This window comes from Alkanindiges hydrocarboniclasticus (assembly GCF_001982605.1).
Taxonomy (GTDB): domain Bacteria; phylum Pseudomonadota; class Gammaproteobacteria; order Pseudomonadales; family Moraxellaceae; genus Alkanindiges; species Alkanindiges hydrocarboniclasticus.
This window is the reverse complement of the sequence record NZ_MLCN01000011.1, coordinates 14036-37932: the sequence shown is the minus strand read 5'-3', so window position 1 is coordinate 37932 and position 23897 is coordinate 14036. Positions and strand designations below refer to the sequence as shown.

Sequence of the window (23897 nt, the reverse complement as noted above, 5' to 3'; positions counted from 1 at the left end):
TAGGTGGTGTGTGAGCATGAAATCTAAAAGTTTTTTTCAACTAAGGGCTTTGTTGCACAAACCTATCTGTAACGGCTTTTTCAGCGATATAATTTTCAAATGAAGAAGCCTACACAGAAAATCTACCGCACAACCAATTGGCCCGCATATAACCGAGCACTCATGAGTCGCGGAAATATTGCCATTTGGTTTGATCCTGCTACGCAATGGTATGCTCTATCAAAAGGCAAACAAGGGCGAAATCAAACATACTCCGACGCAGCCATCCAATGCTGCTTAATGATTAAATCCTTATTCCGTCTGTCTTTACGTATGGTTACTGGCTTTGTGCAAAGTCTGATTAAACTTTGCGGCTGAGCAGCCCCGAATATCAGTGATATTCGTACACCACGCTTTGTAGAAGACAAAAGCATATTGATATTGTAATCAGCTACCAAAAAAGTAGCGATGGGCTGCATCTACTCATGGACTCTACAGGCATGAAGTTTCTAGGTGAGGGCGAATGGAAACGCAAGAAACATGGACCTGAATATCGTCGCCAATGGCGTAAACTTCATATTGGCATAGATTCTAAAACCCTACAAATACGAGCAGTTCAGCTTACAACCAATAATGTCAGTAATTCACAGGTGCTTGGTGATTTACTTAATCAGATTCCACAAGATGAGCGGATTGACTCTGTTTATACCGATGGAGCTTATGACACCAAGCAATGCCGTCAGGTCATTGCAGATCGGCAAGCGCATGCGGTGATTCCACCTAGAAAAAATGCGAAACCATGGAAAGATACAAAGAGTAGCTCGCTAGAGCGAAATGAATTACTTCGAATAGTTAAGCGTTTAGGCAGGACACTATGGAAAAAATCGTCAGGCTATCATCGGCGAAGTTTGGTTGAAACTAAGATGCACTGCATTAAATTATTAGGAGATAAACTCAGTGCAAGGAGTTTTGATAGCCAAGTGCAGGATCGAGGCATGCCAAAGAATGTGATTCATCATTCCGACAGAGGTGATGTGTGCTGAAAAAACAGGAGAAATTGTTACTTATGTTTGGGGTAAAAGAGATATAGCTATAGTCCAACGACTGAAGGAAAAGTTGAAACAGTTAGGTATTCACTATACCCGAATTTCAAGTAATCAATGGGATAGTTTTATCACTACATTTAAAGACTGTCAGCAAAGTATTGGTAAGTTTTTCACTATAGGTATTGAAGGAAATAATTGCAAAATAAGGCATCGGATTAGATGTATTAGTTCAGTATTGAGTGTGGCTTTAGCGAAATACGGATATTAATGCTTCTCGCAATATTTTAGCGGTAGGACATACCACTTTGTCTGTGGAGGGAAGATGCGGTAAAGGTCGCTCTGTGAAGCAGAAAGCATGCGAAATCCGTGAGGAAGTCGCCTAAGAGCTTTTGCTTTTAGAATCCCTGAGAAACATGTTTCGTAAAGAGTTAGTCGAAAGTGGGGGGAGTAGGTCAGAAGTTTAATTTTATAAGCTATTGTAAAGATTCGGAAAGTTAATTATAGCATCCAGTTGCAGAGCCAATAGTGACTTCATTTAATCTCAGCATACTTTTTGAAACACTACCTAAATTTTTAAGGTTTATAAAAAATATTGTTCTTTTTTATACTATGGGGTACTATAGTATAAAGGCTAGCAAATAAGGAGGTCTGATGCCTAATCAGGTTGAAGACAAAAAAAAGATTCTTCTACGCGTCAGAAAGATCAAAGGTCAGACGCAAGCGATTGAAAAAGCGTTAGAAGACAATGTGGAATGTGGTGCAATTCTGCAACAAATATGCTCTGTGCGTGGTGCTATTAATGGTTTGATGAATGAAATGTTGGAGGTTCATTTAAAGGACACTTTAGTATCAGGTGAAACCACAGAACAACAACGAAAAGAAGAATTGGCTGAAATCGCCAAGATTCTAAAATCATATTTAAAGTAGATCTGTATAAGGAATTATTCCATGAAGTCACGTGCTGCCGTTGCGTTTGGTCCTGGTCAACCTCTTCAAATTGTTGAAGTTGATGTTGCACCACCGAAGAAAGGTGAAGTATTAATTAAGATCTCCCATACCGGTGTGTGTCATACAGACGCATTTACTTTATCTGGCGATGATCCTGAAGGTGTTTTTCCAGCTATTCTCGGGCATGAAGGTGCTGGCGTTGTAGTTGAGGTGGGTGAAGGCGTGACTAGCGTCAAACCAGGTGATCATGTAATTCCGCTTTACACCGCTGAGTGTGGCGAGTGCGTATTCTGTAAATCTGGAAAATCGAACTTGTGTATTGCTGTTCGTGAAACTCAAGGTAGGGGTGTAATGCCAGATGGCACCACTCGTTTTTCCTACAATGGTCAACCAATTTACCACTATATGGGCTGTTCAACGTTCAGTGAATACACGGTAGTGGCAGAAGTATCATTGGCTAAAATCAATCCTGAAGCCAATCACGAACATGTCTGCTTACTGGGTTGTGGTGTAACAACGGGTATCGGTGCAGTACACAACACGGCTAAAGTACAAGAAGGTGATAGTGTTGCGGTCTTTGGTTTAGGTGGTATTGGTCTAGCAGTCGTACAAGCCGCACGTCAAGCTAAAGCAGGACGTATCATTGTGGTTGACATGAATCCAGATAAATTTGCGCTGGCAAAAGAGTTTGGTGCAACGGATTTCTTAAACCCTAAAGACTACGATAAACCAATCCAGCAAGTAATTGTCGAAATGACTGGCTGGGGTGTAGATCATTCATTTGAATGTATTGGTAACGTAAATGTGATGCGTGCAGCCCTTGAAAGTGCACACCGTGGCTGGGGACAATCTGTAATTATTGGTGTAGCTGGCGCTGGTCAAGAAATCTCTACCCGTCCATTCCAACTGGTTACTGGTCGTAAATGGCTAGGTTCTGCCTTTGGTGGCGTAAAAGGTCGTACGCAACTTCCAGGAATGGTTGAAGATGCCATGAAAGGTAAAATTCAATTAGAACCATTTGTGACCCATACGATGGGCTTGGATCAGATCAATGAAGCCTTTGATCTAATGCATGAAGGTAAGTCAATTCGTACTGTAATTCATTACGAATAATTCCCTCAGACCTTATAGTTTTCCATGCATGTGCATCATGATTGACATGCATGGAATCCTCTAAAACGGCACATTATCTGTAAAACCGATCTATCTGTGTAGACATCGTGTATAGGTTCAACAAACCTGCCTACATTTTAAATCTTTATCACTATTCTCTGTGGAGAATGTCAGACTCTTTGTTTACTCGAATTCTCATGAAGTCTTGCTCAACATAGGTAATTGATTATGGAAATAATTGAGAAATATGCTTCTTTTGGTGGATCGCAAGAAGTGTATCGCCATCAGTCAATAGCATTAAACTGTTCAATGAAATTCTCAATATATCTGCCACCTCATGATAAAGATGAGCGGTTGCCAGTTTTATATTGGTTATCAGGACTGACTTGCAACGAACAGAACTTTATTACTAAAGCCGGAGCACAAAAGTATGCGGCTGAACATAAAGTCATAATTGTTGCACCAGATACCAGCCCACGTGGAGAGGATGTACCAGATCATGCAGATTATGATTTAGGCCAAGGCGCAGGATTCTATGTAAATGCAACACAAGCACCCTGGTCACAGCATTTCAAAATGTATGATTATATTGTGGAAGAGCTCAGAAATCTGATTGATCTGAATTTTCCGACCAACCAAGTCCAAAGCATTATGGGGCATAGCATGGGTGGTCATGGTGCATTAGTAATTGGTTTAAAAAACCCTGAGCTGTATAAAAGTATTTCTGCTTTTGCACCAATTGTTGCACCTAGCCAAGTACCTTGGGGGAAAAAGGCTTTCACACACTACCTAGGTGAAACCGAAACTGTATGGAAAAGCTATGATGCGATTGAATTAATCAAAAACGCTGAAGTTCATTTACCTATTTTAGTCGATCAGGGAACAGCTGATGATTTTCTTGAAGAACAGTTAAGGCCTAAGCTTCTTAGTGATATTTGTTTGGAACAAGAATATCCTCTTACACTTAACCTAAGAGAAGGGTATGACCATAGCTATTACTTCATTGCGAGCTTTATAGAGAAACATCTAGAGTTTCACAGCAAATTCCTAGCTAAATAACTTTCATAGATATGAGGATGTACATGTTGTTCTTGAATGCTTCTTGAGCAATATAATCATCCAGATGAAGAGGTCAGCTTATAAATCTAAGGTAGAGTCAATTGATCCTTATATAACTAAGATTGAATTTAATCATCTCATATCTTGATTTTTTGATTCAAATGTTAATGGTATTAACTTGAATAAATTCATAGCATTATGTCGAAATAAAAACCTAAATTTTGGCTCAGCTATGGGATGTTTTTTAACTTTTATACAACAAAACTTTCTGACATGCATACATTAGCAATGACAGAATCAGTTTGAATTCTAATCAATTGTGGAGTTTTAGTCATGCTTAAAACAGCTTTATATGTCCGTCTTGAAGCTAAACCGGGTAAAGAAGACGAAGTGGAAGCTTTCCTTAAAGCCGGTTTACCTATTGTAATGGAAGAACCCGCGACAGTTGCGTGGTTTGGCTTACGTCTTGGACCTACAACATTTGGTATTTTTGATGCATTTCCTGATGAGGCGGGTCGCCAAGCGCATTTATCTGGCAAGGTTGCAGCTGCGTTGATGGCTCAGGCCGAAGAGCTATTTTCAGAGCCACCGTCTATTGAAAAAGTAGATGTTTTGGCGAGTAAACTACCAGCTCATACCGACGCTTAAATGTATGAGGGTGCTGCCTGAAATTTTGAATGAAAGGCAGCACTTCAACCCTGTGAGATTTGTCTGTAGTGGTCAACTAATTTAGGACACCTGATAAGAGGTTTTTGTTAAAGTAACGCTTCTCTTTTTCTAGCGGTGTTAAATAATCATTAAAACTGTGCGGTCTCACGGTTTGATAATAGCCCCAGATATAATCAATAATGGCGCTTTTAGCCTCAGCGCTATTCTCGTAGCCGCCCTTGGGCATCCATTCTGTTTTAAAGCTTCTAAAGAAACGTTCAGTTGGTGCGTCAAAGCAGTGCTTCGACTCCCAACAGTTACCTTTTCGACTCATGCTTTGCGTCATGCCGTCACAACTAGCAACGGATTCAGCAAACTTCTGACTGGTGTAATGGGTTCCTTGATCGGAATGAAACAACACGCTACTGGGTTTGAGTCTGCTGTTATATGCCATCTGCAACGCTTTAGCAGTCAGCACGCTATCAGGGGAATCTGATATAGCAAAGCCAACAATACGACGGGCATACAAATCTAAAACAACGGCTAGATAACACCAGCCATCCTTGATACGGATGTAAGTGACATCGCCCGTCCAGACTTGGTTGGGCGCTGATGGACTAAAATTACGGTTCAATAGGTTCTCATGGGTTTTACGGGTGAACCCCAAACGGATCTATCGGATCATGAAGCAGAATCAGTTATTGCTCACTAAAGCTATGCCACGATGCAATGACAAAACCCATGAGGGACAGGTTATTGTGCCGGAATCCAACCAGCGCTGGTGTTCAGATGGCTTTGAGATCAAATGCTGGAGCGGTGAGAAGGTGCGGGTTATCTTTAGCCTAGACTGCTGTGACCGGGAGGTCATCAGTTATCTTGCCACCACCTCAGGGATTAGCAGTGATATGGTCTGCGATGTATTGGTGGAGAGTATGGAAAACCGCTTTGGTCACATTAATCATCTACCTCATACCATTGAGTGGCTGACCGATAACGGCAGCTGTTATATCGCCAAGGCAACCCGGCAATTTGCCAAAACACTGGGCTTTGAGATTTGTACCACACCGATCAGAAGTCCGCAAAGCAATGGCATGGCTGAAGCCTTTGTCAAGACGTTCAAGCGGGATTATGTTTATTTAAACGATCTGCCTGATGCCATCACGGTGATGAATGCTTTACCTCAGTGGATGGATGATTATAATTGCAATCATCCGCACAGCGGGTTAAAGATGAAATCCCCGCGTGAATTCCTGGCGATGAAATTAGCCAGTTAATTGTCCGTTTTTATGGGGGCTAATACAGCTTGCCACTAATTTGCTAGAGAAACAAAGGCATTGCAATCGATATTTCCTTTACACTTGGCTACTTTAGGCGCTACTTCAGGATTTTCATATACCTTCATTATTTCAGGTAGACCTGCAAAACTAGAAGTTTTACTGCCATACAGGCAGCTTAGAAAACATCGTTGGTCATAAATAATCGTTTTTGCATCTTTACAGCTTAGAAAAACTTACAGGCCACAAAAATTAAAAATGAAAAAAGGATAAACGCTTATTGCGCTTATCCTTTCTGAGGACAACAAAGGTTATTACAGGTCTTTAATTTCAACGGGTTTTGAAGCAGACGAGGTTGGCATCTCAACCTTGATCTTGGCATTTAAGAAAATCTTTGGCATATCCTTTAACGCAAAGGCCGAGTTGCTGGCAATCCCAGTCAGGTTACTGTAGAGGTCTTTAAACTGGCTGGCATTGTAACCTGAGTTAAGTAGCAGGGTTGGATTGGTCATCAGGTTGGATGAAACCGCTTTGCCTTGCGGTGCCAGGTCAGAAGCTTTTAATGCCGCCAGACCAAAATTGGTGAGAGCTGCCACCGCTTTTTCTTTCTTGGCCGTGCTGGCAGACTGCAATTGGGCAACTGCAGCGTCCTGATCCTTTTTAGCCGCATCCAGTACCGCTTGTGACATGGTATTAATTTGTGCCTGAGTGGCCGCACGCTCTTTGGCATCACTGGTATTTTTTAAGCTATCGAGTTTTGCTTGCAGTTCAGCTGCGGTTTTTTGATCTGTCAGCATCAGCGCCAATTGGGTACGACTGGTACTAAACAAATTATTCACCAGTTCGGCATTGGCCAAAAAGCCTGAAAGATCAGCGGTATTATTGGCAGAACTACCAGATACCGCACTAACGGCCGAGGTGACTTTACTAAAATCAAATGCCAGTGCAGAGGCAGAGCAGCCAATGGCAGCCATGGTGATGCTAGCTAATACTAATTTTTTCATGAGAACTATCCTTACTTGGTTGTGGGTGAATCGGTTTTTTCGACGATTTTCTTTAACAGTTCCGGGGTGAATTTTAATAATTCAAGCTGGTACTGGGCGTCACGGTACTGCGGGTTAATTCCTTTTATTTTGATCTCTTGCTCAAGACCAGCAGCGCCTGTCTTGGTCCCCTGGGCATTAAAAGTCCGTATTCCGGCTGCCATGACCAACGTTTCCTCACAGCGCGTATCAACACGAGTGCAGGCTGACGTACTGCTGGGATTAATTCGGTAAACGGGTTGCAGGCAATGCTGGGTAGGGACAACAAAATGCGGTTTGATATCGGTGCGGAATCCAGCCCCTTTGGTTAAGCCAAGTACACTTTGAGCCAAGGGTTGCTGCTGGGACAAGCCTGCACCAGTTGCATAAAACGGAAATTTAGAATAGCGGGCAAAGGCTACATAGGATAGCGGCGTATAGGCATCGAAGCGAATATTGCCTAGTTGCTCAGTGGCCAGGTTTGGACAAAACATGTGGGCTTGGGCCAGATTCGCCACATTACTACTAGTATCAAGGAAGATGCTATCGCCTTTATTAACGCCAACTGCCTGTTGACCATCGCCACTCACCGGTAAAATCAGACTGGCCGAAACTTGAGGTCCCTGCCGTGCATCAACCCGGGCATCCCAGATTGGGACCATGATCGACTTGCCTTGAATTGTCTGGGCCCGGTAAATTTTAAGCGACAGGCCTTCAGTTAAGCGCTGGGCGGGATCATCAATGATAAGTTGCTGCCCGTTAACCGCAGCCACCTTCAGGTCAGCCTTAGTGAATTTAACTTCACGCTTAAATTGATCAGCCAGTTTTAACAAGGCATTTTTAACGGCAATTTCACGACGGGCATCCGCAGAAAACGACATGCCTTCAGAAATGACATCTTCAATATGATCTTCAGCCCAGGCTGCAAAAATTACCTGGCCACTGGCATCGACCAGCTCGCCCATCACTTGGGCATGGGTGATGCGCTGTGTGGTCATGCTACCAGTAGGCTGCTCAACGCTAAGGGTTGGTAACACGGCCAGCCGGATAAAGAATTCCGGCAAAGCACGGCGGTTAATATCTTCAGCCTGAGCCAGCTTGGTTTGCTCACCGATATTCTGGGCCAATAACGCATATTGCCGGTTAACGGGCGTCAGACTAAAAGCAGCCTGATCACCAACGGCACCGGCAAAAATTTGCTCAACCAGCTCCCGGGACTCATCCTGATAGGTGAGCACGTCGGCAACCAGCACTTTGGGCTTATTGAGGGCACCGGCAGCAGAACTGGACAGTTTGCTAAATTGTTTGGCTTTACCACCCAACAGTACCGGAATGGCCACACTATAGTTGCTATCGGCCTGAACCACCCGAATCAGGCCACCATCAGGGGCAGACAGTTCATCATCACGACCAATACCCTGGACATAACCCTTGTTTAAAATCAGGTAATTTTTCCACTGATCAATCACCTCAGTTTGAATTTCGCTGAGTTGCAACTCCTGTTTGAGTTTGCCGGTGACCTGCTGGGCAAGGCTAAGTAGGCTGCGCTGGTACTGGGTCTGAAGACGGGTATTAACCGCAGGGGAATCCAGTTCTGTGGTGAGGACCTGAAGCGGCTGATTCAGGGTACTACTGGTACTGTAGAGGACCTCACCTGTTAAGATATTGGTTAGCTTGAGATTTAAAGTAACCGGCAGAAAAATCTCAGTGGTTGACTGCTTTTGCACCTCATAGCGTTTGGCGCGTAATACTTCAAGTGAAGCAACAAAGGTGCGCTGTTTGTTACTGCTGTCAATCTGGCTCACCACCTGCTGAGGGAAATCCTGCTGCAGCTGCTGGCTAAAAAGCTGATTAAGCTGATGACGAAAACTGGGCGCATCAATGGCTTCAATAAAGCCACAATCCACGGCTTTGGCTGGCGATGCTGCTGCCGGGCAGTCGCCATCTACCCCAAACAGGCCTTTAGAGGCATAAATATTCAAGCCTGCATGGGTCCAACTGGTCAGTACAAGACTGGTGAGTGCCAGGGTTTGATTCAGTTTCATTTGCACTGACCTGCACCCACACAAATGGTAATGGTATTACCATCCTGACTGCGGGTACCGGCGGCCAGAGTAGGAGAATCCTTGCGCAGCGCTTGGGTGAGGCTCACGCCAATAGGGCGTGAATTCTTATAGGTTAAAACCAGTTCATGACCTTTTGAGGACTGGCGGCGGATATCAATGTTATTGGCACCATCAATGGCTTCAAGTGCCAGATACAGCTCATCTGCCAGATTGTCACTCACATAACCGCTCGGACTTTTCACCAAAATGGTAAATTCATTGCCATAGGTCGTCCGGTTTTTAGCCTGGGTCAGGATACTGGCACCCGCCTGGCTCATGGAGAGCTCACCGAGCTTATTGGCCACGTTGGTACGGCAGGCATCGGCAGTATTGCCTGAAGCAGATTCGGTCCGTGGTTCAGCGGCAATCAAGGTACTATCTGCCGTCGAATACACTTTAAAGCTCACAATGCCATCACAGACATACTGGTTAGTGGCTTTAGAGCGACCGCGGTCATAAATATAGCTACTACCCATCATCAGGTAATCCGCGCGTTCATTGCGTGCTGCAGCCACAAACTTGGCCAGCTCTGCATCATTGGTCAGTTGCTGGATGGTCATGGCACGGCCATTTAAATATTTACTGCGGAATACATCAGAATCCATCACGCGTAAATCGTAATTCACCGCTGCCTTGGCAATGCTGTTTAATGTTTGGTTATTCCGGTCAGCCGCTGTGGCGCGCTGCTGATATTCCACATATTTCACAAAGTGCTGGATATCATTTTGCTGGGCATTGACAAAGCTCGAAGCAGATGCCGATTCTTTGACACTGGCCGAGGACGCACTTTTTTGGCTATTGCTGTAGGCATTTGAACCTCTTGCCGCAACGCCGCCTGCGCTCCAATGGTCAGCATAACCAGCAGCATAGGCTGCAGATGAACGGCCAGCCGCCTTGCTCGAGCTTGATTCAGCAGATTTGGCATTCAAATTATAGTTGGCCTGTTCACCTTCACTATAACTGGCTGAGCCATCGGAGAAATATTCCGTATATTCCTTAATGGGTTTTTGATTGTCTGTGGGCACGGTAAAGTATTCATCCATTACAATCATGATGGGGTTGGTTCGGTTGGATTTTTTACCAAGGCCGGCATCACTTAAAATCCGGCGAAATTCCATATCGTCCATTTGAAGGGTAACTTTAGTGACCAATTCGTTATTGCCCGATTTGTCACTACCCCGATTTTGCACAAAGCTGTCATCCACCTGCTTAATAATATCATTTAAGCGTTCTTGCACGGTGCTGTCTTCGCTGGCACGAGGACCATTAATTTGGTTAATCAAGGCAATGACGGCATCTTTTTTGGCCGCGTTAAAGGCTTGCAGGCGGGTATTGGCAATATCCTTACTCACCAAAGCAGCCCCTTCACCATTAGCTGAAACCATGGCAGCGATCCCCAGTGGCGACATGGCTGTACATAGTAAAAAAGTAGTGAACCGTTTCATTTGTTTCTTCCCTAAGTGTTAAAATAACCGTTTATTTTTGCTAGAAATTTAAGTGATCTAGTCGCCGTTTATCTAATATTTGATGACGCATTAAATGTTATGCGGCCAAAATTTCCGGAATTAGTCATGCCGTTTGAGTTCTAAAACAAAATCGCGGGCTTGCATGTTGGGTGCCACCACTTTGAGTACGGCACTTTGACGGGCTTCTACGCTAAATACCTGCCATGGCATATACGTATCAACCTGAATGCCGTTGGTATCCAGCCAGCGCACCCGGTAATCAATCAGTTGCCTAGCCCCGGATGAATTAAACAGCTGGGCCTGAACCAGTAAATGTCTGGCTTGCTGGCCAGTAATTAATTTTTGAATAGCAAGATAAGGGATTTGCCCCGAGATTTTTTGCTGAGGTGAGGTGATGAGCAGGGCATGCATTGAGGTTGCCCGCAAATCAGTGGAGGCAGCAATCCGGGTCGCAGGGGAGGGTGAAAGATGACAAGCCAGTAGCCCTAAAACTCCCCCTGTCATACATAAATGTTGTAAAAAAACTTTCAATTATTTCTTAACTCAAGCTATGTTTTAAAAGTATTTATTGAATAAGCATAATTTTAAGTTGATCACAAAACAATAAGTAAACCTTACAAAAATTAACTCGGTTAACATTTTAACAACATAGTTAAAAAGTTGGTTCACTAGGCTTAACACGGTAATCTTGGATGAAAAAAATAGATCAATCAAAAGCTTACAATCTATTTAACCCCATGAATTGTTATTGCGTTATTGATGAAGACTCCATTATGATTTTAGCTTATGTTATTTCTTATGTTAACAAGTATGTCGGAAATGACCACTTAAGCTTTAGGATAGCTGAAAAATTAAGCGTTTAAATCGTTATTTTATAAACATTAGGGGTCATTGATGAAAGAGGTCCGTGCCAGCCTGATATTAGGCTTGTTTATTCTTGCAGCCACTGTTTTAGCCTGTTTCTTGGTAAAAAAAGATGTTTTTAAAAATGTGGTTCAGCTGGACTCGGGAGCAGTGAATTTAGGGTCAGTGATTCATGAAAAAGTAGTGGTTGAAATTACTGCTGAAAATGAAGATGGTGAAAGTTGGACCTTACTTGAACAAACGCCTTTAAATGAAGCCAGTGACAAGTTTGACCATGCGATCAAGCAAATCGTGGCTAAAAATAAAGATTTGATGTATAGCGAAATGCAATTTGTTAAGCCAACGACCCTGCATTATTCAACCCATGTCATTTATCAAACCACCACCCAGCCAAACTTTGATTTAAAAATTGATGAAAAAACAGTTGATTTTCAGCCTGAAACAGCAATGTATGCGCTGGTTAAAAAGCAGTTGGTTTCATTTATCAATAGCAGCCTGCCCAATATCAACCAGTCACTCTATTTGACGAAGCAATTATCCCCCCTGCCTGAACCCACACTAATGAAAGATGTGCCTAAAAAAGCAGAGCCCGTAGCAGCATCTGTTCAACCGGACTATAGCAGCTACAGTGACGCTGCTGCCGATGCTGCCACTGCCGCTGCCGCCGCTGCATCTTCAGCGGCCGCATCGGCAGCAAACGAGGCTTCAGCGATGGCCAGTGACATGAGTGATTCACTGGAAGAAACTGGCAATGTTGCTGAAGAAGTTGATTAACGCCAGTTTTTGCGACTCATCAGTATTGGCTGTTTAAAGCATTAGCTGATAATATTTGGGGCTCTGCTTGATCAGAATGAACAGGCCCTACTGATTATCTTTCGCATAAACAATCTGCAATTTAAAACCAAAGGGCTTCAGGATTTTCTCAACCGTCTGTAAGGTCGGGTTACCCTGTTCAGCCTCGATCTTTTGTAAGGTTTGAATCGATACCTTACAGATCTTTGCCATTTCCGGCAGGGTTAGCCGTAGCTCAGTACGGATATAACGGCTGATTTGATGAATGGTCCAGTCCGGGTTTTGCCGGATCGTTGCAATGACCGCCTGGCGTTTTTGCACCTGGTCAACCGGTGCGAGCGGAGTAAAGCGTTTGTCCATGCTGCTCTCCTAATTATAGCTCGGCCAGTTGCTGGCAAATGCTATATATCCGGTAGTGGCTATTGTCAATAATTTCCTGATCCACCTGTTCTTCCAGCATTTTGGCTTCTAGTTGCTGATAGCAGGGCAGGGTTTGTTTCAGCGCTGCTTTAAGAATATCCTCTTTAACGTTGGTCACTTCCAGCACCTGCCGGATCACGGAGGCCCAGCTGGGTGCACCATGATCATCACGCTCCCAGCGGATCGTGCGGGCAATGCCTTCAGGATGTAGCCACATCGGCACGAAGTCAAACAGCGGTGTCAGCCTGACTTGCCCATTCCAGTCGCGAAATATGGCGGTATTGCGCAAATGATTGTCCTTATTGCCCAAGGCCACATTGGCCATATCCCGTTTGAGGTACTCAATGATTTCCTGCTCAGGCTGAGTGCAGGTCCGGGCCAGAACCTGACAAATCTGGTTATGGCTAAGGCGAACGCCAAACCCGACCTGGTTGCACAGTACCGCAAGGCTTTCCTGCGCATGCCGTTCCACGCCAATGCGACTTACCGTCCGGTCAAAGCGTGGTACAAATAGGGTGCGGTCCTGTAATTCTAAACAACCATGAACCCGCAGGCCTAGAAACTGGGCCAGACTCATATAAATGGCTTCATGCTTTAAAATCTTGGCCAACTGTGCATCACTACCTCGGCCAAACTTAACCAGCCAGTGCTGTTTGGCTTCACTGTCGGGCAGGCTATGGTCCAGATAAAACAAACCATCTTTGGCTTCGGTAAGGAGCAGCTTTGGCCACTCACCTTGCACCCCTGACGATCCCGATACGAACAGGCCATGACTTGCCAGACTCTCAATAAACTGCTCACCCCGGGCAATGATCTCTGCTTTGCTAAAGCCCTGATGTACCGGAGTCTGATGCTGGACTAATTCCCAGGCTTCCTTAATGCGTAAATGGCCAATTGGATTGGCCGCACCTGCTATCAGTAATGACCAGTCAGCTGACTGCTCCGCAGTTTCTGGCAGGCCTAAATGCTTGAGTAATTCAATGCGGCCATAACCCTGGGGCAACAAGTCCATTAGGAATGGCGGCCATGTTGGATAATAATGACTGTCGATACTGACACGCACTGCCCAGCTTAAGGCTGCAGCATCCTGACGGTCCAATTCCTGTAAGGCATAATCCAGCAGATAATCCACCCGTGTTGCGGCCTGCCAACCCTGATGAATATTGCCCAATAGCTCAACGATAGCTGCATCCTGCCAATGCTGGTCTTTAAACAACTGTATCGTACAGAAAGTATTCATAGTGCTATTATAATAGTGAATTGATGGCTTACTTGAGCATATTATAGTATTTTAATAGATATTTAAAATGGGTGAAACAAGTCAATTTACTCGACAATATATCATTCGCTTTGGAAGGTAATTAGATATTAATGCACAGACCTTAACTGGTGCAACGATTGGTAATATGACCCAGCTTGCCAACGGCACAGAAACCACTACAGGAAATGAAATATATAAGACTATTAAAGGTAAAACACCTGCGCAGAATTTGTGGTACACCAAAGTGGCAACCAATGCGATATTCTTTGATCATCTTCAGGATATGATTGCACCAGGTTATCGCGAAGAACAAAAACGCAAGGCAGAACGTAAATTTGACCGCACATCATAGTGGGGTGATGGCATGACGCCAGAACGTGCGCCTGATTTTAAGAAAGCTATAGAGAGTAAGAATTAATGAATGACTTTATTTATAGTGTGGGTGAGCTAGTAGTGGGCGGCGCTATACTTGTGATGCTGGGGTTTCTGATTACACATAGCCCAATGGTTAGATTATTGGTTGTCACCAGCTTTTCTATTTTTGCTTTCGCAGTGCCATGCATTGGTCTTTACATGTTGTGGAGCGGCCCATACTTAGAAAATCCTATTATGGGCATAGTTGGGACTATAATGTTTTTAGTAATGTGGGGGATTTTTATCTATTTTGGCTATTTAGGAATATTACATTTAATTGAATCAGTAAAAATGAAAGATTATAAATTATGGACATCTTAATCGCAGATAAATATTGGTTATAGCAAGGAGAGCAATGATGTTGAAAAGTTTACTAGTAGGCTTACTAATTCTATTTGCAAATTCTTCTTATGCGTTAGTTCTTGAGGATTCCGCAAAAGATTATGAGAAAGCAGAGCAATGGGCGAGCTTTTCCTTGACTGATATGATGGGTAGGCTGATTGTAACTAGGGCAGGCACTGAAGATGCGCGAAGCGGTGCCTCACTTGCCGTAACCTATCCCACTATAGAGAGGGTCGAGTGAACACAGCAATCATTAAACAATGGTTCAATGAGTATATTGAATCTGGTGATGGAAAAAGTTGGCGAAAAGATTATGAAAGTACTTTCAATAAGGTACAGGAAATAAAACAAAGGCTAGATAATGGTTATAAATTTAGTACCCAGAGTGATCTTGAGTTTTTGAGTGAGTTTCTAAAGAATGATGCAAATGGGGTTGCGTCTAAAGGACAATCAAATCTCGCAAATGAAGTATTTGATAAGATTATTCGGGATGTTGAGTTTCTGAATGTTATAGAAAAACTCATTCAACAACCTAATGAAGAGACATATAAAGCACTGCATAGTTATGGTGGGCAATTACTCACTCAATTAGGCAGTACTAAGCGACCTTTATTATTCAATCGAGCCTGTGCTTCATGTACTTTAGAGGTTTCAACAATTGTTGATCAAAATAAATTTCATCAATTTGTTGAGTATTTAACCACTCAAAACATAATAGATTTTTCTCAAGAAGTCAGAGAAAAGAATTGGTACGTCCAGAATGTATATCTGGTTCATGAAATAAGACAGATATTTAAAGATGAACTAGAATCAGCTCAAACGGATCAGTTCTGGTTGAATATGTTTTTGTGGGACATATATGCCGAGAAAGTAGCAACAGATTTTAATGCAAAAAATGCTGTTGATTATCTGAATGATCGATATCCAGATACGTACACCAGTACGACACATATAGCAGCGTTCAAGACGCCTCAAGGTCGAGAGTTAGCATTAGATCCAAAAGCAAAAACGCCTGTCATTTTCTGTGATGCAGAGCCACCAGTAAAACTTAAATTATCAATTAAAAAAGTCTATTCAGAAGATGATCCGCGGCATCATCATTTGTCCACAGATGCAAAATCATTGATGTTGGGTAATAAAGCATATTCGATTATTCTAAGTACTCTCAATGATTTAGAAAAGCTTTGTGAATGGTATGAACAAAGTGATGATCAGACCACGGCACTCGAAAAAAAGGTACAGCAATTTTTAAAAATTTGGCCAATTGAACGCTTAAACAATTTATCCATACAAAATTATCATCAAGCGAAAAATACAAATTGTTTTATTGCACAGATTGACAGTTTTGATCCGGCACAAGGTGCCACAATGTCTTGTTATTTTGATATTTGGGAATCTGTGGCGCTAGGTAACAGTAATAAATATCATAACGAGAAACCGTATTCTTGGCATAAACGATTGGGGGATACCCCTGAAGAGGCTTTCCAAAATATTAAGCAGGAAATACTTGATATAGTAGATGCTATTCAGCGCCGTGATTTAAATGCAATTGACCAAATTCAGTTCACTGAAGGTCTGAAATGGATGATTGCGTTCTTATATCAGGACTTTAGTAATCCTTGTGTGATTCCTCTAGTAGGCGAAACAAACATAAAAAGGATTGGCTATAACGCCTATGTAAAAACGCCATTACCAGAGTTTTTGCCTATTTTATTGAAAGATCATGGCGAACAAGCATTTTTCCCATATGTAGAAAAACTTTTTGCCATGGTCAGAAAAGGCTACTTAGATAATAAACACAAGAAACAGCAAACTGAAGCATTAATGGATAATGTCATGACTCAACAACCTTTAAACCGTATTTTATTTGGTGCTGCAGGTACAGGTAAAACTTACAATACCATCAACCATGCTTTAGCAATTTTAGAAAACAAAAAATTAACTGAAATTGAAAAGCAGGAAAAACAACCAGGTGGAAGAAAGAACTTAAAAGATCGATTTGATCAATTTAAAAAAGAAGGGCACATTAAATTTGTGACTTTCCATCAAAGCTTTAGTTATGAGGATTTTGTGGAAGGGATTCGTGCCCAAACTGATGCGAAGGGGACATTAACCTATCATGTTCAATCAGGTGTATTTAAGGAAATCTGTGAAGATGCCCAAACAGAAATAGACGCGAAGCACAATAATGCACTAGCACCAATTGAGGCGAGTATTAATAGTGCGATTGATAAACTCATTACTCAGGCTAAAACAGCGGAAATGATTTTTCATACTAAACGCGGTGCAGAAATTAAAGTATCAAGTAATTCAGTAGGCACTTTATTCGCACTTACATCTACAGGTAGTAATATCCCATTGTCTATTAGGCATATGCGTAACTACTTGAAGATACAAAGTGATATTATTGTGGATCAAAAAAGTTATGAATGGGCAATTGCAAAGTCTCTACGTTCAGAAGTTGAATTTGCAAGCTCTATTGAACAAGTAAAACCGTATGTTCTTATCATTGATGAAATTAACCGAGGCAATATTTCCCGTATCTTTGGTGAACTAATTACTCTGATTGAAGATTCAAAACGCCAAGATTCTGAAGAAGAGTTATCTGTAATGCTGCCATACTCAAAAGAAGAGTTTTCTGTACCAAGTAATGTCTACATTATTGGCACAATGAACTCATCAGACCGTTCCTTAACAGGTTTAGACATTGCTTTGCGCCGTCGCTTTACTTTTATTGAAATGCCACCGAAGCCAGAGTTACTAGATCATATCTCAGTTGATGGATTGAACATTAGTGAATTATTAAAGGTCATCAATCAGCGTATACAGGTGTTGTTAGATCGTGATCATTGTCTGGGTCATGCTAACTTTATGAGTTTGAAAGAACAGTCAACACTTGAGCATTTAGCTTCGATCTTTAAACAAAAAATCATTCCGCAGCTACAGGAGTACTTCTTTGATGATTGGTCAAAGATCAATATGGTTTTAAATGATAATGGAATGATTATGTCTCAACCCGTTGTGCGTTCGGCAATATTCCCAAATGTTGAGGCAGAATCGGAAGGTTTCCATGAAGAGCGAAAAACATGGTCACTGGTAGAGACAGCGTTTAATGCAATTGAAACCTATACCAAAATTATTCGTCATTAATCAAAGATCTATATGCCTGATTTTACTGTCCGAGAATATGCCTTCATCAGCGTAGCTTATAAAGATTGTCCCGATTCCAGTTTGGAACATGCTTATATTCCCGAAAAAGCATTTGAGCATCTGTGTGAAATTGCAGCATCATTTTCTAAACACGGAGCGAAAGTATTTGAACTTGCCGGACGTAGAAAGCTAAAGCTAGACCAATATGTGGGGGTAATTGAAACACCGTGTGGTACCCGTATAGAAATATTACCTAAGCATCTGGACCTAAATGGTACGAGTGGCCAGGAGATTATTTTAGCAGAGCGTAAACTTCTGCAAAAAATGCTGAGTGTATCCTTGCATTTACCCTATAGAGAAGCAGGGAGTGCTAATTTAAACCGGTTTAAACAACCTTTACATGAATGGATTATTACTCAGTTCCTGGCTTCATTTGAGCATTTGGTGCAATGTGGTCTACGTTTTGACTATAACCGTGTGCAAGAGGAACAAAAGTTTTTACGTGGGCAATTACAACATATTAAGTACATGCGTCAGCCGCCTGCAAAGAAGCATGTTTTTCCAATTGAACATGATGTATATGAAGTAAATCGTCCTGAAAATCGTTTGATTCGCACCGCGTTAGAAGTGGTTTGTAAAAAGACCAAAGATGCAAACAATTGGAAGCTTGCTCAAGAACTGCGTTTAATGACCATTGAAATACCACGAAGTCAGAATATCAGGCAGGATTTGAGACAATGGCAATCTGGACGCTTACTTGCGCTCTATGAGGAGATTAAGCCTTGGACAGAGCTGATTCTGGGCGAATATATGCCTGTGTCTACACAGGGTGAATGGCGTGGAATGAGCTTACTGTTTCCGATGGAAAAGCTGTTTGAATATTATGTGGCTTATCATCTGCGTCGTGGTTTGCCAGAATATAACATTAAAACGCAACATGCGACTGAACATATTTGTGAGCACCGTCAAAGTAAAATTTTTAAGTTGAAACCTGATATTTTTATTGAGCGTCCAAATGCAAAGCCGATTGTAATGGACACAAAATGGAAACTTATTAATCAAAGTGATCGATATGGACGCTATGGTTTAAAGGATAGTGACATTCAGCAAATGTTTGCTTATAGCCACTTTTATCTTAAGCATGAAAGTGAGGTGATGTTGGTTTATCCATATAGAGCAGACAAATTTGACTACCCATTGGAGGATTTTTTATTTAGAAATACGACGGAGGCAAGACTTCGGGTTGTACCTTTTAATTTAGACGAGCCACACAAATTCCATGCTCAATGTTATTGTGATGTCAGCTGATCTGAATATTAAGCCATTTTTGCAATTGCCAAAAAAGTACTCAATCACGTTAGCATGCAAAAACTTTAAGCGTAAATTAAATTTGAGCTTTAAGACACTGCTCAAATTTTTGGTACAATATTTAATGTCGTATAATATATCTTATGTTAAATATAATACACTATCCATTAACTTCATAGTTGTACTTCTCTTACCTAATATCAATAACTTATATAAATAAAACTCCTAAGCAAAAATATGATATGTTGACCTAAATTTTAGTTCATGAAGTTCAGCATGTTTGAAGTCAAAAGTATTCAGTTAGAACAAAAGATATCGAATGAGAACGAAATCAAATTATTGTTTGATACTAAATCTACATTCCCATGCTTATTCCCATTATTGTTTAGCTTGAGAGTGATACGTTTTCAAAGCTTATCGGTAATACCCCCATTATTAATCGAGTCAATAAGTAGAAATCTCTAAGCCCTTATTATTGTTTAAAATTAGGTGGTCTACCATCAATTGACATATGAGGTCGTTCATGATTATAAAAGTACTGCCATGCGGTTGTACAGTTCTGAACATCCTCAATATCTAGAAATAACTGCTGAGTCAAGCACTCATATCGTACTGTTCGATTAAAACGTTCAACATAAGTATTTTGCTGTGGATTGCCTGGTTGACTAAATACATGCTTAATGGTTCTCTGAATAGCCACCAAAATTCTAGACACATATAACCATCTTTTGATGGGCCTTTTCATAATCTAATGGAGAACGCTGACCATTGGAACCATGTCTGCGTTTTGAATTGTAGAACATCTCAATATATTCAAAGATATCGGATCTTGCTTCAGTTCTTGATGAATATATTTTCCTCTTGATTCTCTCTCGTTTTAACAACTGAAAGAAACTCTCGGCAACAGCATTATCATGGCATGAGCAGTATACTGCGCAAGTCGTCGACTCATACTGCTTTCAAGATTATGATGCTTGAGAAATGTCTGCCATTCATGGCTGGTGTATTGGCTACCTTGGTCAGAATGGATCAGCACCTTATTCTTTGGATTCCTTCGCCACAAAGCCATTAGTAATGCATCTAAAACCAGGTCTGTCGTGATTCTTGATTTCATCGACCATCCAACAACAAGACGAGAAAATAGGTCAATTACAACTGCAAGATACAGCCATCCCTCATGAGTACGAATATAAGTAATATCAGTGACCCACAGTTGGTTGGGATGAGTTGGGTTAAACTGTCGATCTAAAGTATTTGCGGCAATAACAGATGGAGTACCTACATGAGCTCTAGGTTTACGATAGCCACGCTGTGATTTCAGTCCATCTGCTTTCATCAGCCGATGTACTCGATTAATCCCACAGCTTTCACCAAAATCCTTCAGATCAAAGTGAATCTTGCGATAGCCGTAGACTCCGCCAGATTCTAGCCAAAACTGTTTAATCAGTCCTGAAAGCTGTTGCCTTTTCTGGGCTGACTTGCTGATAGGCTGCTTTAGCCATGCATAATAACCACTATGATGAACATCTAGAGTTGAACATAAACGACGAACAGGCCATATATGCTGGTTGTCCTGAATAAAGGCGTACCTCATTTGGACTGGCTTGCGAAGCGGCGTGAAAGCAGTGCTTTCACTTTAAGATGTCCCTTTCTTCGATGACCCTTTGCAGCTCTTTTTTTAATTTTGCTAATTCTGCACTTGGATCATTAGATTCTGTTGTCTTAGGTTGCTGTGGATCATAACGTTTAATCCAAGCATACAGACTATGAGTGGTAGTTCCTAAACGTGTAGCAACCTCGGCCACACTATGGCCTTTCTCGGTAACTTGCTTTACTGCTTCAATTTTGAATTCTTCAGGGTATCGTTTACTGCTCATAAGCACCTCGTTAATTAGCCATTTTATCTAACTAAAAGGTGTCTACAAAATCGGTGGCTATTCAGCTCCTATACATAGGCAGGAATAAATATGCAACTTAGTATATTTGCAACAATAGTACTGGAAAGATTCATGTAATAATGCTTAAAACTCTCTAATTAGTTAGGGAGGCATTGGAATTGGAGAAAGAAGTAAAGTGCCCACTAGCAAATGTGGTTATTGGAGGAATTATCTCATCAACCCTTCTTATGTTGGTTTTATTACCAATATTGTCCCGGTGGATAAATGAAAAGAAAGCTTCTTGACCAATTATAGTAAGCAATTTTTAGCAGAAATATTGAGGCTTACTCAAGTCTCTCAGCTAATCGTAAATAGAATAAGGAAACTATTGTATGTCAGAAGATCATTCTCAGAGCCACGCGGCTGTTACTGAAGAGAATAGTAAGAAGCTAATATTTACTGTAGGTTTGACCACTACGTTTTAATCGTAGAAATTATAACCGTTTTTATTACTCAAAGTTTAACTTTTGTGATTATCTAAAAACACATAGCGGTCGAATGGCCATATTAACTGACTTAAAATCAGTCGCATACTTTAATGTAGCGGTTCTGATAGCACAAAAGTTTGCAGCATGAAAACGGAACCGGCATAATTGATTTATAGTGAACCCATACACTAAGCATAATGATTTAGAGGACGATAATCCCAATGAAAAAATTCCTTTTAGGAGCTGTTGCCGCATCTGTTTTGGCCTTTTCAGGCAATGCTATGGCCAATTTTGTGGCAGGTCAGGACTATCAGGTGGTCGCAAAACCAGTCAAAGTCGAAAAACCGGGCAAAATTGAGGTACGTGAATTCTTCTGGTATGGCTGTGGTCACTGTTTCACGTTGGAACCGCATATGCAGGACTGGTTGAAAAAATTACCCAAAGATATCCGTTTTGTACGTACACCTGCTGCAATGAACCCGCTTTGGGAACAGGCTGCACGTGCTTATTATGTTTCAGAAGCCCTGGGTGTGCGTCAAAAAGCACATTTACAGTTATTCCATGATATTCATGACAAGCAGCGTCCAATTTTAGAACAGGCACAATTGGCCAAGTTCTATACCCGTTATGGTATTTCTGAAGAGAAATTTAACACGACTTATAAATCATTCCCGATTTCGTCAAAAATTGCTCAGGCAAAAAATTTGACTGCTCAATATCAGTTAAGCGGTGTACCAGCGGTGACCGTGAATGGTAAATATATTGTGCAGGGCAATGATGCCAAAGTAATTCAGGTAGTGAATTACCTGATTGAAAAAGAGCGTAAAGCCAAATAAGACGCGATTGATTATCTCTAAAAAAAACCTGCATCGAATCTGCAGGTTTTTTTATTTAAACTGGAGGAATGGTTATTTACGTCCTGACTGCCGGATCTGGTGTTTCTATCGGCGGGCGATACCAGTGTAAAATTCCTCGGAATAAGAGCTGCATCTGCAACACGCTTTGCGCTTTAAAGTCATGGGATTGAATATGAATCGTGGATTGTATCTTTACCAGTTCATACCCGATATCTTCATTCAGAAAATGAATTTTCCTTTCTATTTCAACACGCAGAATTAATGTGGTTCCGTTAATTAGACCACTCAATTCAGTTTTATAAGTGATAAATCCGCTCTAAATATTTAAATTATGCTGCCATTACTTTTAGTAAATGTTGATCATAAAATTCATCCGGTGTTGCCTTATTCAAACTTGAATGAGGACGTATCATGTTATAAAAATCCAAATATTCAGCAATTGATTGTTTCGCTTGTTTAACCGTATCGTAAGCCTTCAAATAGACTTCCTCATGCTTCACGCTGCGCCATAACCGCTCAATCATCACATTATCTCTCCACCGTCCTTTCCCATCCATACTGATACGGATATTTCGAAATTTTAACTCATTCAAAAATGCCTCACTTGTGAATTGACTGCCTTGGTCTGTATTAAACACCTCAGGACAACCATATTTCACAATTGCTTCTTGCAACGCATCTATGCAAAAGTCTGTTTCCATACTGATCGATACTCGATGAGCCAGTACTTTACGACTATGCCAATCTATAATTGCACACAGATAGACAAAGCCTTTAGCCATAGGAATGTATGTGATATCTGTACACCAGACTTGATTAGAGTGATCGATGACCATGTTTTTCAACAGATATGGGAAAATACGGTGTGCAAGATTAGGCTTACTGGTATTGGGTTTTGGATACAAGGCATGTATTCCCATCAAGCGCATTAAACGTCGGACTTTACGCCGACCTATTTGATGCCCTTGACGCTGTAGCATATCTCGTATCATTCGACTGCCCATAAATGGGTAGTCGAGATGAATTTCATCGATCAGACGCATCAAACTCAAATCAGTTGATGAAATCTCTTTGGGCTTGTAATACAACGTACTGCGATTGATTTGAATCAATTGCGATTGTTGTCGTACCGAAAGTTGATGGGTCTTATCGATCATTTTTTGCCGCTCAGCTGCCCTATTTTTCTGAGCGCACCTTCTAAAAAATCAATTTGCAATGCCTGATGTCCTATCTTGGCATGTAGAGCTTTGAGGTCAATCTCTGGTTCTTGTTGTGCTGTTGGTCGTGAAAAAATATTGACTGATTGCTCAAGCAGTTGATTTTTCCAATCGATGATTTGGTTTTGATGTAAATCGAATTGAGTAGAAAGTTCAGCGAGTGTGTGGTCGCCTTTAATTGCTGCGAGAGCAACTTTAACTTTAAACTCTGCTGAATGATTACGACGTTTTCTTCGTGTCATGGTTG

At 41.6% G+C, this 23897-nt stretch carries 18 protein-coding genes and 6 pseudogenes; 14 read left to right on the top strand and 10 right to left on the bottom strand.

Annotated elements, in window-relative coordinates; genetic code table 11:
- Window positions 1-99 precede the first annotated feature (99 nt).
- The 6 genes and pseudogenes from BKE30_RS05020 to BKE30_RS04990 all read left to right on the top strand — a co-directional run.
- A pseudogene (locus BKE30_RS05020) lies at window positions 100-968 on the top strand (IS5 family transposase); the annotation flags it as partial.
- A 55-nt stretch (window positions 969-1023) separates the two neighbouring features.
- Window positions 1024-1245 (top strand): annotated as a pseudogene (locus BKE30_RS05015) (IS1 family transposase); the annotation flags it as partial.
- A gap of 431 nt (window positions 1246-1676) precedes the next feature.
- Window positions 1677-1952, top strand: coding sequence for a metal/formaldehyde-sensitive transcriptional repressor (locus BKE30_RS05005; protein WP_001133624.1), 276 nt, complete (start codon window positions 1677-1679; stop codon window positions 1950-1952).
- Window positions 1953-1973: 21 nt separating this feature from the next.
- On the top strand, window positions 1974-3086 hold the full coding sequence (locus BKE30_RS05000) for an S-(hydroxymethyl)glutathione dehydrogenase/class III alcohol dehydrogenase (protein WP_076877524.1): 1113 nt from the start codon (window positions 1974-1976) through the stop codon (window positions 3084-3086).
- Between the two features lie 228 nt (window positions 3087-3314).
- Complete coding sequence (fghA, locus tag BKE30_RS04995) at window positions 3315-4145, top strand: S-formylglutathione hydrolase (RefSeq protein ID WP_076877523.1); 831 nt, start codon at window positions 3315-3317, stop codon at window positions 4143-4145.
- Between the two features lie 333 nt (window positions 4146-4478).
- Window positions 4479-4793, top strand: coding sequence for a putative quinol monooxygenase (locus BKE30_RS04990; protein WP_017386625.1), 315 nt, complete (start codon window positions 4479-4481; stop codon window positions 4791-4793).
- A 76-nt stretch (window positions 4794-4869) separates the two neighbouring features.
- Here the strand turns inward: BKE30_RS04990 and BKE30_RS04985 are convergent, their stop codons facing one another.
- On the bottom strand, window positions 4870-5427 hold the full coding sequence (locus BKE30_RS04985; RefSeq protein WP_158073157.1) for an IS3 family transposase: 558 nt from the start codon (window positions 5425-5427) through the stop codon (window positions 4870-4872).
- 22 nt (window positions 5428-5449) lie between these two features.
- Between BKE30_RS04985 and BKE30_RS04980 the strand changes: the two are divergent.
- Window positions 5450-6067 (top strand): annotated as a pseudogene (locus BKE30_RS04980) (IS3 family transposase); the annotation flags it as partial.
- A 314-nt stretch (window positions 6068-6381) separates the two neighbouring features.
- Here BKE30_RS04980 and BKE30_RS04975 read toward each other — a convergent pair.
- From BKE30_RS04975 to BKE30_RS04960, 4 genes are all read right to left on the bottom strand, one after another.
- The gene (locus BKE30_RS04975) at window positions 6382-7071 is read right to left on the bottom strand and encodes a hypothetical protein (protein WP_076877521.1); all 690 of its coding nucleotides are present in this window, start codon (window positions 7069-7071) and stop codon (window positions 6382-6384) included.
- 11 nt (window positions 7072-7082) lie between these two features.
- A complete protein-coding gene (locus BKE30_RS04970; RefSeq protein WP_083698441.1) occupies window positions 7083-9134 on the bottom strand; it encodes a hypothetical protein in 2052 nt (683 codons plus the stop codon).
- Window positions 9131-10639, bottom strand: a complete 1509-nt coding sequence (locus BKE30_RS04965; protein ID WP_076877519.1) for a hypothetical protein — start codon at window positions 10637-10639, stop codon at window positions 9131-9133. Before BKE30_RS04965 ends, BKE30_RS04970 begins: the two co-directional genes overlap by 4 nt.
- A 120-nt stretch (window positions 10640-10759) precedes the next feature.
- Window positions 10760-11164, bottom strand: coding sequence for a YcfL family protein (locus BKE30_RS04960; RefSeq protein ID WP_083698440.1), 405 nt, complete (start codon window positions 11162-11164; stop codon window positions 10760-10762).
- A 390-nt stretch (window positions 11165-11554) separates the two neighbouring features.
- Between BKE30_RS04960 and BKE30_RS04955 the strand changes: the two genes are divergently transcribed.
- The gene (locus BKE30_RS04955; RefSeq protein ID WP_076877517.1) at window positions 11555-12298 is read left to right on the top strand and encodes a hypothetical protein; all 744 of its coding nucleotides are present in this window, start codon (window positions 11555-11557) and stop codon (window positions 12296-12298) included.
- A gap of 87 nt (window positions 12299-12385) precedes the next feature.
- On the opposite strand, the gene BKE30_RS04950 is transcribed toward BKE30_RS04955, so the two are convergent.
- Together BKE30_RS04950 and BKE30_RS04945 are read right to left on the bottom strand one after the other, a co-directional pair.
- Window positions 12386-12676: a helix-turn-helix domain-containing protein gene (locus tag BKE30_RS04950; RefSeq protein ID WP_076877516.1), complete on the bottom strand. Its 291-nt coding sequence runs from the start codon at window positions 12674-12676 to the stop codon at window positions 12386-12388.
- Between the two features lie 13 nt (window positions 12677-12689).
- On the bottom strand, window positions 12690-13976 hold the full coding sequence (locus BKE30_RS04945; RefSeq protein WP_076877515.1) for a type II toxin-antitoxin system HipA family toxin: 1287 nt from the start codon (window positions 13974-13976) through the stop codon (window positions 12690-12692).
- Window positions 13977-14142: 166 nt separating this feature from the next.
- Here BKE30_RS04945 and BKE30_RS04940 point away from each other — a divergent pair, with 166 nt between their 5' ends.
- The 4 genes from BKE30_RS04940 to BKE30_RS04920 all read left to right on the top strand — a co-directional run bounded on the left by BKE30_RS04940 (window position 14143) and on the right by BKE30_RS04920 (window position 19211).
- Window positions 14143-14349, top strand: a complete 207-nt coding sequence (locus BKE30_RS04940) for a hypothetical protein (RefSeq protein ID WP_076877514.1) — start codon at window positions 14143-14145, stop codon at window positions 14347-14349.
- 65 nt (window positions 14350-14414) lie between these two features.
- Window positions 14415-14732 (top strand): hypothetical protein, encoded by a 318-nt coding sequence (locus tag BKE30_RS04935; protein WP_076877513.1) that lies wholly within the window; start codon window positions 14415-14417, stop codon window positions 14730-14732.
- Between the two features lie 258 nt (window positions 14733-14990).
- Window positions 14991-17903 carry an McrB family protein gene (locus tag BKE30_RS04925; RefSeq protein ID WP_076877511.1) on the top strand — a complete coding sequence of 971 codons (2913 nt, stop codon included), beginning with the start codon at window positions 14991-14993 and terminating at the stop codon, window positions 17901-17903.
- A gap of 12 nt (window positions 17904-17915) precedes the next feature.
- Window positions 17916-19211, top strand: coding sequence for an McrC family protein (locus BKE30_RS04920; RefSeq protein ID WP_076877510.1), 1296 nt, complete (start codon window positions 17916-17918; stop codon window positions 19209-19211).
- 472 nt (window positions 19212-19683) lie between these two features.
- Here BKE30_RS04920 and BKE30_RS04915 read toward each other — a convergent pair.
- Window positions 19684-19902, bottom strand: a pseudogene (locus tag BKE30_RS04915) (integrase core domain-containing protein); the annotation flags it as partial.
- A gap of 16 nt (window positions 19903-19918) precedes the next feature.
- A pseudogene (locus BKE30_RS15820) lies at window positions 19919-21088 on the bottom strand (IS3 family transposase).
- Window positions 21089-21480: 392 nt separating this feature from the next.
- Here BKE30_RS15820 and BKE30_RS16515 point away from each other — a divergent pair.
- Window positions 21481-21620, top strand: a pseudogene (locus BKE30_RS16515) (cation diffusion facilitator family transporter); the annotation flags it as partial.
- Between the two features lie 177 nt (window positions 21621-21797).
- The gene (locus BKE30_RS04895) at window positions 21798-22412 is read left to right on the top strand and encodes a thiol:disulfide interchange protein DsbA/DsbL (protein WP_004281881.1); all 615 of its coding nucleotides are present in this window, start codon (window positions 21798-21800) and stop codon (window positions 22410-22412) included.
- A gap of 350 nt (window positions 22413-22762) precedes the next feature.
- Here the strand turns inward: BKE30_RS04895 and BKE30_RS04890 are convergent.
- Window positions 22763-23892, bottom strand: a protein-coding gene (locus BKE30_RS04890) for an IS3-like element ISAcsp5 family transposase (RefSeq protein ID WP_143253654.1) whose coding sequence is annotated in 2 segments (ribosomal slippage) — window positions 22763-23640 and window positions 23640-23892 — 1131 coding nt in all. Because the reading frame shifts where the segments join, the coding sequence is not laid out codon by codon here.
- Window positions 23893-23897 lie beyond the last annotated feature (5 nt).